At 55.5% G+C, this 14,919-nt stretch carries 8 protein-coding genes; 2 read left to right on the top strand and 6 right to left on the bottom strand.

The genetic code is table 11. The features are described 5' to 3' along the window. Together B157_RS39165 and B157_RS0129970 are read left to right on the top strand one after the other, a co-directional pair. A partial coding sequence (locus B157_RS39165; RefSeq protein WP_020606997.1) for a hypothetical protein occupies window positions 1-234 on the top strand: 234 nt, incomplete at its 5' end. A gap of 58 nt (window positions 235-292) precedes the next feature. After that, window positions 293-4,438 carry a hybrid sensor histidine kinase/response regulator transcription factor gene (locus B157_RS0129970; RefSeq protein ID WP_020606996.1) on the top strand — a complete coding sequence of 1,382 codons (4,146 nt, stop codon included), beginning with the start codon at window positions 293-295 and terminating at the stop codon, window positions 4,436-4,438. A 566-nt stretch (window positions 4,439-5,004) separates the two neighbouring features. Here the strand turns inward: B157_RS0129970 and B157_RS0129965 are convergent. The 6 genes from B157_RS0129965 to B157_RS0129940 form a co-directional block, all read right to left on the bottom strand. Further along, window positions 5,005-6,639, bottom strand: a complete 1,635-nt coding sequence (locus B157_RS0129965; RefSeq protein ID WP_041952341.1) for an FAD-dependent oxidoreductase — start codon at window positions 6,637-6,639, stop codon at window positions 5,005-5,007. A gap of 77 nt (window positions 6,640-6,716) precedes the next feature. Then, window positions 6,717-8,144, bottom strand: a complete 1,428-nt coding sequence (locus tag B157_RS0129960; RefSeq protein WP_020606994.1) for a RagB/SusD family nutrient uptake outer membrane protein — start codon at window positions 8,142-8,144, stop codon at window positions 6,717-6,719. 14 nt (window positions 8,145-8,158) lie between these two features. Continuing rightward, window positions 8,159-11,563 (bottom strand): SusC/RagA family TonB-linked outer membrane protein, encoded by a 3,405-nt coding sequence (locus B157_RS0129955; protein ID WP_020606993.1) that lies wholly within the window; start codon window positions 11,561-11,563, stop codon window positions 8,159-8,161. 128 nt (window positions 11,564-11,691) lie between these two features. Then, window positions 11,692-12,699 carry a FecR family protein gene (locus tag B157_RS36255; RefSeq protein ID WP_020606992.1) on the bottom strand — a complete coding sequence of 336 codons (1,008 nt, stop codon included), beginning with the start codon at window positions 12,697-12,699 and terminating at the stop codon, window positions 11,692-11,694. A 47-nt stretch (window positions 12,700-12,746) separates the two neighbouring features. Next, the gene (locus B157_RS36250; protein WP_020606991.1) at window positions 12,747-13,358 is read right to left on the bottom strand and encodes an RNA polymerase sigma-70 factor; all 612 of its coding nucleotides are present in this window, start codon (window positions 13,356-13,358) and stop codon (window positions 12,747-12,749) included. A gap of 470 nt (window positions 13,359-13,828) precedes the next feature. Further along, a complete protein-coding gene (locus tag B157_RS0129940; RefSeq protein WP_020606990.1) occupies window positions 13,829-14,914 on the bottom strand; it encodes a glycoside hydrolase family protein in 1,086 nt (361 codons plus the stop codon). Window positions 14,915-14,919: the final 5 nt, after the last annotated feature.

Raw genomic sequence — 14,919 nt, 5'->3', positions numbered from 1 at the left:
CGTTCGGTCAACAAACTTGATTACCATTTTAATGCAGCCCTGAGCGCGGTTAACGTGGCTAAAGTTGAGCAGGGCGTTGGTCAACAACCCTTCTCGATGGCCACTATTAAGACGCTCTACCACAATCGTTTACTACTAGATCGTTTTTTTTCTATCTTACCCAAAGGCACTAAACTGGAGAAAAATGATCCTAGAGTGCGTCAACTTTATCACTTCGGCTGTATAGCCGCCTAAATATTGACTAACCATTGATTTGACAACCCATCCCCGAAATCAGGCATCAAAAAATCACATGTTGAAAGCAGTCAGCCTGGCCTTAGCCCTCTTATTCGGTTGCTGCTCGTTGGCCGGGTCCCTCCAGACCGGGGCGCAGCACTTTGCAGCCTCTGTTCAGCGATATGGCCCGGAGAACGGCCTGGCCCACCGTGAAGTGAACGCCATTTTCCAGGACCGCCGGGACTTTATGTGGTTCGGCACCAAGTTTGGGCTCAACCGCTTCGACGGAGCTACGTTCACCACCTACACCAAAGAAAAAAACGGGCTTAATTTTGATGACATCCGCTCCATTGCCCAGGATGCAGACGGGCTGCTGTGGCTCATGGGCCCCGAGGGTAAATCAGCCATCACCCTCTTCGATCCGGTAACGGGCGTAGCCACCTCTTTCGAGGAACGCTTTCAACGGCTCCAACCCGCTAACCCCCCGGCAGGGCCGCAGATCCTGCTGAGTGGTACAGACGGAACCATCTTCTTTATTGACCAACAGCCGGCCAAACTGAACGTCTACCACCCCCGGTCGGGTTTGAAGACGGTGTCACTACCCCGCTACCGGACACTAATCCTGGCGGCCGTTACCTCCCGCAACACCGTCTGGGCCATTGCCAATGGGAATCAACTCGTGGAGTTGACGGCGGATGGGCGCGTGCTGCAAACCGTCAACCACCCAGGAACTATCTATATCTGTTTAGGCCAGCGCCATGCCGGTACCGAATTCTTTTACGGCACTTTACGAGACGCGCAGCACCCTGATACGACCCCACTGTATAAAATCGACGGGGCGGGCCATCGCCATGACCAAGCCAATGAGCTGATCAAACCGGAGAAAATGCGACAACGACTTGCCTTTGCCTTCGACCGGAGCGGACTGGTTTGGAATGGCTACCAGTTGCGGGACACGGCCAATCGGGTGGCCCTCGACATCAGCGATCAACTGGCCAGCGGCCCGATTGACGACCGGAGTTTTTTTCGGGACAGAAACGGGGGCCTTTGGATGGGAACCAGCTTTGGCCTCTACCAGATCCGGCTTAGCCAGAACTATTTTCAGCGCCTGTTCCATCTATCCGGCAGCGGGAAACAACCCGCCGTTCGGGGCATTACCGCCGTGGGCGATACGCTCTACACGAATCTGGAGAATGACGTGGGTTTATTCGCCAGCAGGCGTTCGGGGACCTCGGCCCGCCAACTGCTACCGAAGCAGCGGTCATTCATTAGTTTGAGCGGTAACCTGGCGGGTAAGCTCTACTTATGCGCAGACCATACGCTGATTGCTTACGATTACCGGACCACCAAGACCAGCGTAACGCCCATACCCGGCCCGGGAGCCGTATGGACCATTCATCCCTTTTCGGCTAACCCCCACCGGTTGCTAGCCGGTGGCGACCCTGGCCTGTGGCTGGTTGACCCGGCCACAAACCGGGTAACGCCGTTTGGGGGCTATAACCAGTTTCCCGAATTAGCCCAGGCCCACGTCCTGCACATTGCTCCCGACCAGCAGGGTACCCTTTGGCTGTGCGCCACCACGGGGCTCTACACGGTCGATCCACAAAAAGGCGTCACGGCCCGCTACTGGCGTGGCGGTAGCGGACCATTCAGGCTGCCCGCCGACAGCTACCAGCACTTCTATCAGGACCCCAATGGACTATTCTGGCTGGCCACGGCCAATGCCGGGCTGGTCCGCTGGGATCGCGCCCGATGCCGCTACCGTCCCTTCAAACGGGCTGATGGGTTGAACAACGATAATATTTACGCCGTATATGCCGACCGGCGGGGCCACCTCTGGCTCAGCAGCGACTACGGTATCATGCTGTTTGATCCCTTCCGGCTCACCACCCGGACCTACACGGTGCAGGAGGGCATCACCCACAACGAGTTCAACCGCATCGCGCATTACCAGGATGCCCAGGGGCGGCTCTATTTCGGGGGTCTCAACGGGGTAACGGCCTTCGACCCGCGTGATTTCGAAGCCGAGCCCCCCCTCCCCTCACTGCCCCTGCGGGTGGTTTCCTTCCGCCAGTTCAATGCCGACCGCAACACGCTGGTCGACAAAACCGGGGAGTTGCTCAAAACCGGTCAGATCACGCTGCAGCCCAATGACCGGAGCAGTACCCTCGAGGTCGCGCTGCTCAACTACACCGATGCCCAGAAAAACACCTATGCCTACCAATTCAAGGGGGTGGATAATACCTGGCGTTACCAGACCGAGTCCTCGCTGCAACTGGGTAACCTGCCCTATGGCGATCATACCCTGCTGATCCGGGGGCAGGCCGCCGACGGTCGCCGGTCGTCGGCTTTGCTTTCCATTGGGGTGCATGTGCTGCGGCCATTTTATCTGCGCGGCTGGTTTGCCTTTCCCCTGGCGTTTTTGTTGCTGGGCAGTGTGTGGGCCTGGGGGCGATGGCGGGACCGGCAATACCAAAAAGCGCAAATTAGACTGCAAACCCAGATCAACGAGGCCACCCGGGTCATTGCCCGGCAGGCTCAGGATCTGCAACAGCTTGACGAGACTAAGTCTCGCTTTTTTGCCAATATCTCCCATGAGTTTCGCACCCCCCTGACGGTCATTCTGGGCATGGCCGACAACCTCCATCAGCAGGCAGACCCCGGTTTGCGGCAGACGGCCCGCCTGATTGAGCGCAGCGGCCGCAACCTGCTGCGGTTAATCAACCAGATGCTGGACCTCTCCCGGCTGGAAGCGGGTGAGATGCCGTTGCAGCTGGTGCGGGGTGACCTGATCCACTTCATTCGCTACGTAGGCGAATCGTTTCAGTCAATGGCCTGCACCAAAGGCGTGGAGCTGGCGATACACGCGGAAGAAGCCTCCTGTGAGGCCGACTTCAACCCGGACAAACTACAGGATATCGTCAGCAACCTGCTGGCCAACGCCCTTAGGTTTACCCCGGCGGGGGGGCTGATAAGGTGCGAAGTGGTCATTCAGGCCTCATGGCAACCCCTCGCTCCCGCGGGCTACCACGAGGCACTTATCCCCAGCCAGCGTCTGGATGGCCCGTGGATTCAGATCACCGTCAGCGATACCGGCCCCGGCATTGACCCGGCCAGCCTGACCAGGATCTTTGACCGCTTTTATCAGGCCCCGCCTGGATTGGCTGGGCCACGTCAGGCGGGGCCGCCCCCGGCTGATATAGTTCAGCCCGTCAGTGGTGGCACTGGCATTGGTCTCTCGCTGGTGCGGGAATTGGTAGGTCTGATGCAAGGGGGGCTGGCGGTTCGCAACCGGTCCGGCCTGGAGGGGCACGGCGCGGACTTCATGGTTCGTCTGCCCCTGACCAGGCAGGCACCTCTGGTCGACGACGTGCTTCCCGTACCCACACTGGTCGCGCCTGACCCGGGCGAGATGGGTGACGGGGTCGAAGCAGGATCGGAAGTGTATCCGGACCAGCCCGTGCTGTTGCTGGTGGAAGACAATGATGACGTAGCCGCCTATATCCAGACCTGCCTGCGGGAGGAGTACCAGGTGGTACGGGCCGAAAACGGGCAGATCGGCATTGACCAGGCCATAGCCATCACACCGGACCTGATTGTGAGTGATGTGATGATGCCCGTCAGAGACGGATTTGAACTCTGCGACACCCTGAAGAACGACGAACGCACCAGCCACATTCCGATTGTACTGCTCACGGCCCGGGCCGCGGTAGACGACCGAATTACGGGCTTACGGCGGGGGGGCGATGCGTACCTAATTAAGCCCTTCCAGCGGGAAGAGTTGCTCCTCGTGCTGGGTAATCTGCTACAGACCAGACGACTGCTGCAGCGCTTCTACAGCCAGCGGGCGCTGGGCAACCCGCCCCCTGGCCCGGTTCCTGCCAACGGGGCCGACGCGCGGGAAGACCAGTTTGTGGCAAAACTGCGCAGTACCCTGGAGCTTCATCTGGATAACGTGGCCCTTGATACGACCATGATCTGTCAGTTGATGGGCATGAGCCGGAACTCGCTGTACCGTAAGGTAATGGCCCTGACCGGCATGTCCGTGATTCCTTACCTGAGGGCTCTTCGCCTGCAAAAAGCCGAAGAGCTGCTACTAAATTCAGCGTTGAGTGTTGCTGAAGTTGGGTATGCGGTAGGCTTCGATAATCCCCGGTACTTCAGCCGGGTTTTTTCGGAAGAAAAAGGGGTCTCCCCCAGCAGCTTTCGGGACATGGCGTAAGCAATCTCCGTTTTTTCTACCCGCTGGAACAGTTCTGCCTTTTTCCGGGATGAACCCTCATCGCGTAGTTTTGCCAAATTGGTGTATTATCATTACCCTACACCCTCGCCTTCTCCATTCAATTGTGCCGGCTCAATTGAGTGATTTTACAAGGACAGTACTGCTCAGTTTTCTTCAGGCAAAAGATAGCTCGATAATCCCTCGTTAGGCTTCTGATACAGGTTACGTCGCGTTTTCTTTACACAACTAGCCTGTTTAAATCGGTACAGTCCCCCTCCTACTCAACTGGCATTTCTGTCCAACAAAAGGCTTGTGAATGCAAATTAATGAGCTCGTTATTTGGCTATCAGTGAATAAGTTGTACACGATCAGCAACCGCTGGAAATCGTTCAGATAAACCTCCGATTCCAGCTGAGACTGGCCAGGTTGTAAAGGGGGAGTGAAATAGGATTTTTATTCCTTTTCCAACCGACTGTACCGAAATAATCACCGCATCAAAAAGCCGCGCCAGCAGGACTAGGGAGCGGCTTTTCGAGGGAGTTTAGTGTACGGCGTTAATCACCAGATTATTTCGGCAGCGTCAATTGTTGCCCATCCTTTAGCAACGCAGCTTTGAGAATTCCGTAAGGTAATTTCTGTGGACTCATCTTACTTTGAATGGCCAACACCGCGGCAGTAGCCGCCGACTGACCCAGAATCATGAACACCGGTTCCATCCGAATACTGCCATAAGCAATGTGGCTGGCCGATATGGCAACGGGTACCAGCAGGTTCTGGCACTCGGTTTCTTTCGGCACTATTGACCCATACGCTATGGAGTAGGGTCGCTCGGGGTGTACACCAATGTCGCCCTCATTCTGCACGAAGCCATCGGCTTTTACGTACCGTTGGGCATTGTGCGCATCCAGCGCGTAGGAACCCATGCCGATTGGATCGGGTACGGTCGTTCTACCCAGCGCGTCGGCCTCTTTCATCACAAACTCGCCAGTCATACGCCGGGCTTCGCGGACGTAGATCTGGTGGGGCCAGCCGCCGTTATCCTTAAATTCATCTTTGGGTAACCCCCATTGCTGCATTTTCTCGTGTACGTCTGCGGGTACGCGCGGGTCGTTTTGCAGGAAGTACATCAGCCCTTTCTGGTACAACTCGTGGTCGCGGATAATCTCGCGCCGACGTTCGTACGTGGCTTCGGGATAGTCGTAGTTTTTGCCAAGATAGTCCGTGTTGAACGGGCCATGGTTGTTGGTATCCGTTTTACGGTTTGGAATGGCATCATACTTATCGAACGTTTCGGTGTAACCATTGGCATATACCCGCGCCAACAGTTCGTAGCGGGCGGGATCATATCCCACGGGTTTAATAAAGGGAATGCGGTTATCGGGGTGGTTGCTCAGGCACATCCGAAAGCAGTACGCCTGAATTTTAGTATCGCCCGATCCTTTTTTGCCGATAGGTTCCGGCGAGACTTCGGGGAGCAAACCACTGTTAGGATCGCCGGGAGTTTTGTAAGGACTGACGTTCGTTTTGAAATGATGGCCGTGCTGAAACACCTCCGGTTGAATGCCATTGAACTCCTCGCCATAGACGCTGTTGGCCTCGCGGCCTACGTGGAAGGACACCCCCGCTGCGGCCATCAAATCGCCCTCGTAGGTACAGTCGATAAACATCTTACCGACGTACTGCTGACCACTTAATGTTCTGAACGATTGAATAGCAACACCTTTCTTCTGAACACCCCCTGCTGAGCGATCAAGGTATTCGTCGCGGTAAACGGTGAGATTATTTTCCCGCACGAAATCCTCAAAAACCCGTTCGGCCGCGTGAGGTTCAAAAATCCACATGGTGCGGTTAGCTCCGTCGAGGGCGGGGGTTCCCTGTCCTTTGTTACCAAACTGTTCGCGCTTTTCCCACGTCCAGTTTTCGGGTTTCTGGTAATGGTCGTAAAGACGGCCATAGAACGTTCGTGCCAGCCCGCCAATCACCGATTTATCGCCGGTATCGGTAAACCCAAGCCCCCCCGAACTCAGCCCGCCAAGGTGTTTATCGGGCGAGACGACGATGACAGATTTACCCATTTTTTTAACCTGTACAGCCGCCGTAATGGCCGCCGAAGTACCCCCGTAAACAATTACGTCAGCCTGACGTGGCCCGGCTTTGATTGGCCCGTCCTGACGTGGCCCGGCCCGTCGTACCTGTGCCATTGCTGAAGGCAGCAGACCCGTCAGGAGCAGAAGAATCAGTATTTTTCTCATACTTAGATGGTTGGCGATGGACTTGATCAATAGCCGGGGTTTTGGTTCAGTGATGGGTTTACGTCAATTTCTGTCTGGGGAATAGGAAGCAAATAATGCCGCTCCTCTACTTTTATGGTCGAATTCTGCGCCTGCATCGCGCTGATGAGCCGTTTGGTACGTACCAGATCGTACCGGCGGTGGCCCTCAAAGGCCAGTTCGAGCCGCCGTTCCAGTAGCACGGCATCCCGGAATTGCGCCTGCGTTAGGCCCGCCAGGTCGGGTAGCCCCGCCCGGTTGCGGATGCGGTTCACTACGGCGTAGGAATCGGCATTCCCGGCGGCCTGCTCGTTCAGGGCTTCGGCGTACATCAGCAGTACGTCCGGATAGCGAATGATGGGGAAGTTGTTCGAACCGTCGTTGTTGCCTGTGGCAGTAGGGTCCAGATATTTATACACGTAACACGGAAAGTTTACGCTACCCGGAGCCGCCGGGGTGGTCGTCGCCGAATACAGCCGCAGCGTTACGTTCCGGCGTTTGTCGATGGCGTTATACGCATTGTACAGATTCTCAGTGGCCGGGTCATCACCAAAACCGGCTACACCGTTCACGCGGTCAAAGTTGGGGCGCATGTAGCCCTGCATCAGACTGCCTTCTCCCACCCCACCGCCGAGAGCCTGCATCTCGAACACGCCTTCTTTACCGTTCCGGTTAGCCAGCAGAAACGCGTCACCAAAATTGGTCCACAGGTCATACACACCGAGGTCCATTACTTCTTTGGCCTTGGCCGATGCTTTCGACCATTCCTGCCGGGTCAGGTAGACCTTCGCCAGAAACGCTTTGGCGGCTCCTTTCGTAGCCCGGCCCAGGTCGGCTCCGGTGTAAGATGTAGGCAAAACGGTTTCAGCATCGGTAAAATCCTGAATGACCTGCTTATACACGTCTTCCACCGAAGCGCGGGATACGTTCAAATTAACCAGTGAGGTTGTTTCGGTTACCTGTAATGGAACACCCCCAAACAGCCGAACGAGCGTGAAATAGTAAAATCCACGCATGAATTTGGCCTCGGCCACAAGCCGGGTTTTCAGCGTTTCATCCATCGTAATGGCGGGTACCCGCGCAATGACCGTATTGGCCCGGTTGATGCCTTGATACGTAGTGGTCCAGAGCGACTGAAATGTGCTCGTAGCGGGCGTGAAGGTGTACCGGTCGAGGTCGTTTTTGGGCTGGTTCGCTGTTGAGCGACCCCCGCCCCATTCAGCATCGTCGGTAGACTGGTCCTGCAAAATCCACATCACCTGCCCGTACATGTTACTCGAATTCAACGGGTCATATACAGTGCTGACGGCGGCTTTGGCATCATCGGCGTTTTTATAAAAATTGGCGGGCGTAAAGCTCGATTCAGGTTGCAGCTCCAGCACTTGACAAGCGGTCAGGCCCGTTAGCAAACTCAGGAAATAGATCGTTTTTTTCATGATCGGGAAGGGGGTTAGAAGCCAACGTTCAGGCCGAAGAGTATGGTTTTGGCGGTCGGGTAACTGCCGTAGTCGAAACCCTGACTGCGACTATCCTGCCCAAACCGGTTCACTTCGGGGTCATAACCCGAATACTTAGTAAACGTCAGGTAGTTCTGGGCACTGGCATAGACCCGAAACGATTGAATTTTCAGCGTTTTCAGCACCGACTGGGGCAGGTTGTAAGCCAGCTGAATATTCTTCAGCCGCAGGTACGAGCCATCTTCAATCTGCCGGGTCGAGATGCGGTTGGCCGGGCGGGTGGTCGAGGCCCGGGGAATATCGGTGCTGGTGTTGGTAGGTGTCCAGCGGTTGAGCACGTCCCGGTCCTGATTCGACAGCCCGTTCAGGTATTCCAGTTCAAAGCGATTTGCGTTCAGAATCTGGTTGCCCGACACGCCCTGAAAGAAAACGGTCAGTTCCACACCCTTGTAGGAGAACGTATTATTGAGTCCACCGATGAGTTTTGGCTGGGTCCGCCCAATAATGGTGCGGTCGTTATCGTCAATTTTCTTATCCCCGTTCAGGTCCGCGTACCGGCGGTCGCCGGGTTTGCGGGCCTGCGGGTCGGCTACAGCCGTCAGTTCATCCGTCGTCTGGTAGAGACCATCCGTTACGTAGCCGAAGAACGAACCCAGAGGCTCGCCCACACGGATGATGCCCGACGTAATATTTTGCCCGATGTTGGCCACCTGTCCGGCAAAAATCTGGTTGCTGCCGCCCAAATCCAGTACCTTGTTACGATTGGCAGACAGGTTGAAATCCGTACTCCACTTAAAGGCTTTATCGATGTTTCGCGAGGATATGCTCAGTTCTACACCCCGGTTTTCGACCCGGCCCAGGTTTTTGATGGCACTCGAATAACCCGACGTGCTGGGGATGGTAACGGCCAGCAGCAGGTCGCGGGTTTGTTTCAGGTACACGTCAGTAGTCAGTGTAATGCGGTTGTTGAACAGCCCCACATCCAGCCCGAAATCAGTTTGGGCGGTGGTTTCCCACGATAGATCTGGGTTGGCAATCTGCGACGGGCCAATGCCAGTGGAAACGAGGTTGCCAAAGACGTAGTTTTGCGAACTCAACAGCGAGTAAGCCGGGTAGTTGCCAATACCATCCTGATTACCCGTCAGTCCGTAGGTAGCCCGCAGTTTGAGGTCGCTGACTACGCGTGAGTTTTTCAGGAAGGCTTCTTCGCTGATGCGCCAGGCCAGGGCAGCTGAGGGGAAAAATCCGTAGCGTTTGTTAGCTCCGAAGCGCGACGACCCATCAGACCGGAAACTGGCAGTCAGCAAATATTTGTCCTGATAGCCGTAGTTCACCCGTGCCAGATAAGACTGCAGGCCCCACGTGCCCACGCCGGAGCCAGGTATCAGTGGCACCGACCCTGATCCTAAGTTACCCGAACCGAGGTTGTCATTGACGAAGTTCCGGGCCGCAGCCGTGCTAAACTCGGTCCGGTTGGCCTGTTGCGTAAAGCCAAACAGGCCACCTATGGTGTGTTTTGTACCAATGGTCCTAGTATAGGTCAGCAGGTTTTCGTTCAGCCACGTAATGGCCTGACTATTGAAAATGGACGCGCTGCCGCCCAGCGCCTGTCCACTTACCACTGTCCGGGGCAGGTAATTGTCCTGCTTCTGCAACACCCCGTCGATACCCAGCAGTACCCGCAGGTTCAGCCCGTCGATAATCTGATAATCGCCGAAAATGTTGCCAAAGATGCGATAGGCCGTATTGCGATTTTTGCTGTCGCTGGCCAGGGCAGCCGGGTTATCGGCGGTAAAATTGAGCTGCGAGCCATTGGTAAAGAAGGTACCATCCGGATTATACACCGGAATGATGGGTGGGTACTGAAGGGCCGCAACCGTTACCAGCCCCGCACTACCCAAATCGCCATCGCTGCGGGTCTGATTCAGCACCGTCCGGTTAACGGTCAGGCTGTTGCCAATCTTGATACGGCTGGTGAGTTTGCGGTCTAAGTTGATGCGAAACGAATACCGGTCGAAATTGGAATTACGCACCAGGCCGTCCTGCTTGAAATAGCCGCCCGACAGCGCGTACTGCGTTCTTTCGTCACCCCCGCTCATCGAAAGCTGATAATTACGAATGGGTGCCTGCTGAAAAATCTCGTCCTGCCAGTCGGTCCCTTTCCCGAAGGCGTTCACCTGCTCGGGCGTGTATAGGGCGGGGCGACCTTCGTTGGTATTGGCATCATTGACGAGCTGAGCATACTCGCTGCCGTTCAGCACCGGGTATTTACGCCGGACGTTCTGAATACCGTAATAGGCATCGAAATTAACGGTCGATTTCCCCGCTTTGCCGCGTTTGGTGGTGACGATAACTACGCCATTAGCCCCGCGCGAACCATAGATGGCCGTAGAGGAGGCATCTTTCAAAATCGAAATACTCTCGATGTCGCTGGGGTTGAGGGTGCTTAGTACATTGAAACTCGAGCCACTACCTGCGCCATCGTTTTTAAACGGGATTCCGTCAATGACGTACAGCGGTTCGTTATCGCCCTGAATAGAGTTACCCCCCCGGATACGAATGGTAGTGGCGCTGCCTGGAGAGCCGGAGTTTTGGGTAATCTGTACCCCGGCGGCCCGTCCCTGCAACGACTGGTCGAGCGAGGTAACGGCCAGTTTACGTATCTCGCCCACCGGTACCGTGGATACAGACCCTGTCAGGTCCGTTTTCTTCACCTGCCCATAACCCACCACAACTACCTCATTCAGCGCACGGGTGTCTTCCAGCAGTGTTACGTTCAGGCTGTTACGGTTACCCAGGTCAATTTCCTGGCTGATATACCCCACGAAACTGAATACCAGCGATACACCCAAACCATCCGGCACACTAAGCCGGAAAGCCCCGTCAGCATCGGTAGTAGTTCCTTTCTTGGTGTTCTTTAGCACCACGCTTACGCCGGGCAGTCCTTCGCCGGTTTCGCTCAGTACCCGCCCCGCAATGGTGCGGTCAGCCGGGGCGGGGCGCTCCGCTACGGTCGCCACGGCCGGTTTAAGCTGGGTCGCGGGTTCGGTCGCGGGCTGGTTCAGGCTGGTTTCGGGTTCGGAATCAGCCTGAACCGCGCCAACGGTTCGCACATTGGGCTGGCTGGTGGGCTGTTCCACAATAACAAAGGTGTTCCGGCGCAATTGCCGGTAGGTCAGGCCCGTTCCGGTCAGTATCCTGGTCAGCACTGTGCCAAAGGGACGGTTGTTGAACTGACCCACCGGACCAACGCGTTTACCGCTCAAAATCCGCTCATCGAACAGAATCTCGACTTTCCGTTCATTCATGAGCGTCAGCAGCGCATCGCGCAGCAAAGTGGGCTGGGTGGTGGGGCTCGTGGTATTGGCCCGCTGCTGAGTAGCAGCCGAAGCCAGCATCTGTGCCGATACGGGCAGTACCCATAGCCAGAGGATACTTAGACAACCGCAACGCAACAGCCATGAACTGAATCTGGTAGAAAATCGCATAGTATACAGAGGGTTTATTTATAACAAAAAAATTACTTTCAAGGAGTTATAGTTTTGATGCCATTTTGCTCTACCAGCCGATAGCCGGTTAAGGTCGTAATAGCCAGCAGCAGTTCGTCAGCTTCTCTGGCCCGGAACCGACCAGTAATCTGGGCTTTGGCCAATGAATCGTGGGCCAGTTGGACCGACACGCCAAACTGCTCATCAACCATCGTCAGCACGTCGGGGAGGCTGGTATGATCGAACACAAATTCATGATCCTGCCAGGTAACCAGGCGTTGGGTAGGCTGCCGGTGTTGCAAACGGCCCCTTTGCAGCCGGGTTTGGGTGAACACGTCGCCGGGGTGCAGGGCCAGCGGGTTCTGGGCGCGGTCATTGTTAGCCCGCAGCATAACTTTGCCCGTGTGTAGCGCCACCCGAAACCGCATTGGGCGGGCCGTTACGGCAAACTCAGTGCCCAGTACCACCACATCGAGGGGGTTATCGGTACGTACTACAAAGGGCTGATTATTGGGTTGGTGAGTAATTTTAAAATTAGCCTCTCCCTGTAGCCAGACGAACCGCTCCCGATCCATAAACCTGCCCAGCCAGGGACGTAGCAGCCGCAGTCGTGAGTTGGCGTTGAGTGTGGCGGTGCTGCCATCGGGCAGGGTAACGGGTATCACCTGTGCATAGCCCGTTTGGTAGGTCGTATAGACAAACTGGTTGCGAAACAGCCAGCCGAGACCTGACGTGAGCAATAAACTGGCCACCAGCCACCACACCCGCCCCAGGCTATCGGAATGCCAAATGGTGGATTTTGCCGCTTCAGTCGGCGGGGCTGGAGCGAGCGAGGGTAAACTCATTTTAACCGATAGTTCGGCCCATGCCTGATCGGAGTCAGGCTTCGACTGCGGATGCTGCTCTTCCCACTCCACGAGCCAGATATAGAACAGTTCCTGATGGTCGGGCTGGTCCAGCCAATCGCCAATGAGCTGCCGCTGCATAGGCGTAGCCAGGCCCGACCAGTACAGGAACAGCAAGTGCTTATTAATATCTGAGCGCATACCAGCGAACGTCTTTATATGATGGAGAGAAAATACAGCCAGTACACTTACGCGTCCAGCACAATGGCTTTCAGAGTGCGCATGGCTTTGTAGAGATGGGCTTCCACCGTTCGGATTGAAATCTGTAGTCGTAAGGCAATTTCAGCGTTGGTCCGGCTCTCGGTCCGGCTTAGCACATACACCCGCTGGCACTGGGCGGGCAGGTTGCGAATGGCAGCATCGATCTGGAGTGATAGTTCGTCGTACTGCAACACCTGTTCGGCGGTGAGCAGCGTAGAGATCATACTGTCGGTAGCTACGTGAGACAGTGGTTCGCTGGTCAGTTCCCGGCGCAGGTGGGCCAGAGCTGCGTGCCGCACCGAAGCCATAAGATAGGCCCGGTACGACGTTTCTACGTGTTGATAGGCTTGTTTTTGCCAGATGTAGAGAAAAACGTCACTGACAATATCGTCGGCAATGGTACGCGAATATACCAGCCGGGTAGCCTGGCTGTGCATAACAGAATAATACCGACGAAACAGCAACTCAAATCCCTTAGCGGGATTATCGATCAGCACCTGCCGTATAAACTGCTCCGTATCGGTTGTACGCGTCTCCGTGACCAACTCATTGGGTTGAATGGCAGGTATGTCATCAGGGTGTCGATTGGGAAGACGCATAGAAACCAGAAAAACAGATGGCTTTAGAAGCTGTTTGAGTTAGCGATTTGAGACCAAAAGACGAGTTTTGCGGCCAAAGCGATTAACTCAAACAGCTTCTTAGTCTAAGGAGACAAAGAATACCTGACTTACTTAGTCGGCTGGTACAATTTTTATAAAAATCTACATTTTATGGGCAGAGCTTTTATTGTCTCTCCCCGTTCGTTCATGGGATATTGCTGGAACTGGCCATGGGGCCAGCCTGTTCTATTCCCCCCTTCGAAAAGCAATGCGCTGAAACTAGCCAGAGGCAGCAGCTACCCCGTCGGACCACGGACACGTTTCTGGACGAATGGGAACTGGGCGGCAATTAAGTCTCGAAAGTTGTTTCAACAAGCACTTCCATTAGCTAACCGGCAAAAGCCTCCCTGAATAGCGTCGTTTTGGGCAGTAGCATTAGCAGTATGGCCTGAACAGCGCTGATTCGTTCGTCAGCGAAGCGGTATCTGCACATTAAACGAGTGCGTTTGGTCGACAGTGGCGGCCAGCATAAGCACCGCCGGTTTACCCTTGTCGAACCAGAGCTGAGGGCGTTCCAGATAACCAACAGATTGTACCCTTCCGTCGGCCCAACGTATCTGTGGGGTCGATACCAGCGCATGTTTAGCCAAGTTCCAGTCGAAATCATCTTTGGATTCAAACAGTACCAGCGACCGACCGGCTGACGTAAATGCCCCGTGCATGTCTTTCATAATGGCCCAGTACCGATCTCCCTGATACCAGACAAACGGGTCTTCGGCAGGGAAGTCGGTTCCTTTGGCATTGAATACGGTGTTGGGCGATTTAACAAACGGTCCCGTTGGCTTCTCTGCCGTGGCAACCATATGAACAACCGGGCCACCAAACACACCGGGCCGCTTCTTGCCAACGGCTTTATACACCATCAGATAACCACCATCGGGTCGTTGCGCAACGGATGGGTTGCTGGTCAGTAAAGCATCGGGGGCTGTCGAGTCCGGGCTTACGTCGATGAGCGGGGTGTCGGTTCGTTTCCAGGGGCCACCGGGCTTGTCGGCCACGGCTACGCCAATACGTTGGTTATTGCGGTGCGTAAAATTCAGGGCTTTCATGTTCTTGCCGTCGCCGGTGTTGCCCATGTAGTACAGGTAGTATTTCCCGTTGAATTCATGAACGGTCGGGTTATGCGTACAGTGCCCATCCCAGAACTGCGCTCCACGAGCCGGTAGGGCCACATTCTGAAACGTGTAGGGGCCAAGCAGGTTTTTAGCCGTGGCGTGGGCTACTTCCGAATGCGTAACCCAGGCGTTGAACCCCAGTTCGCGTTTCCAGCGCGAATAGTACAAATGGCAGGTGCCATCATTGCCACGAACCATTGTTCCGCACCAGATGAAGTAGGCCGAATCGCTCAGGACCGCCGTGGCGGGCACCGGCTGTAGCATAGCCTGTAGATTCAGGTCGGCCGCGTCGCCTGATTGACTGGTAACTGCTGTCCGGCAACCCGATATGGCCAGCAATCCGACAACAACTAACCAAAACAGGTAGTGTATCCTCTTCATTTTTA

It is taken from the genome of Spirosoma spitsbergense DSM 19989, from assembly GCF_000374085.1.
Classification (GTDB): Bacteria; Bacteroidota; Bacteroidia; order Cytophagales; family Spirosomataceae; genus Spirosoma; species Spirosoma spitsbergense.
This window is presented reverse-complemented; position numbering and strand designations above follow the sequence as displayed.